This window comes from Xanthovirga aplysinae (genome assembly GCF_009711365.1).
GTDB lineage: Bacteria > Bacteroidota > Bacteroidia > Cytophagales > Cyclobacteriaceae > Xanthovirga > Xanthovirga aplysinae.
Genome location: NZ_SMMB01000290.1, coordinates 1 through 999 on the forward strand (window position 1 = coordinate 1; position 999 = coordinate 999).

The following is a 999-nucleotide window of genomic DNA, read 5'->3' on the forward strand; positions in this document are numbered from 1 at the left end:
TAAGTGAAGGAAAAAGTAAAGGTAATTTCGAATTAATAATTAGGGATTTGGGTTTAAAAAGGTGAATTAATTTTTGCTGATAGCATTTAGCTAACTTTAAAAGTTTAAAACCCTTTTTAAATCATTCGTAAGGTTATCTATTTGATATTAATGTCGAAAAAAGGAACACATAATACTTATTTTAGAAATGTTTGGGAAGCAATTCGGACCTTAGCAGAAGGAGCGAAATTAACCCTAAAGCATATCTTCGAATCAAAGGAGGAGAGAGGAAATTCTTCCGTGGAATCGGATCAATATTTTGAGAAACATTCCGGAAGAGTGACTTTGCAATATCCTAAAGAGTCTTTGCCTGTTCCAGATAATGGTAGATATCGCCTGCATAATGAAATAGATGATTGCATTGTTTGTGATAAATGTGCGAAGGTTTGCCCCGTAAATTGCATTGAGATTGAACCCATTCGTGCGGTGGAGGAAATTGGGAAGACTTCCGATGGAACCTCCAAACGAATTTATGCCGCAAAGTTTGATATTGACATGGGCAAATGCTGTTTTTGTGGTTTGTGTACTACGGTTTGCCCTACGGAATGCCTTACAATGACCAAGGCTTATGATTTCAGCGTGTACGATATCAATGAGCATAATTATGGCTTTGCTGAGATGACGCCAATGGAAATTCTTTTGAAGAAAAAAGAGTTGGAAGAATTTAATCAGGCGAAAGCAGCAGCAAAAAAGGAAAAAAGTTTACAAGAAAAGTCAAAACCTACTTTAACAAAAGAAAAACCTGTTAAGAAGGGAAGGCCTACTTTTAAACCAAAAGTAAAGGTAGCTTCCAAGGCAGAGGCTGGAGAAGACATAAAGAAAGAAGCTCAAAGGCAAGCTCTAGAGTTAATGCAGGAAGGAAAAAAGGTAAAAGAGGAAGAAAAGCCTAATAAACCAGTTTTTAGACCAAAAATAAAACCTTCCTCATCTTCTGATGCTGAAAAAGGAGCAGAAAAGGAA

The 999-nt window shown here is 36.4% G+C and carries 1 protein-coding gene; it reads left to right on the forward strand.

Going from position 1 to position 999, the window contains the following annotated elements:
- Window positions 1-150: 150 nt before the first annotated feature.
- The coding region (locus tag E1171_RS00795) for a 4Fe-4S binding protein (RefSeq protein ID WP_155203144.1) at window positions 151-999 on the forward strand (849 nt) is incomplete at its 3' end.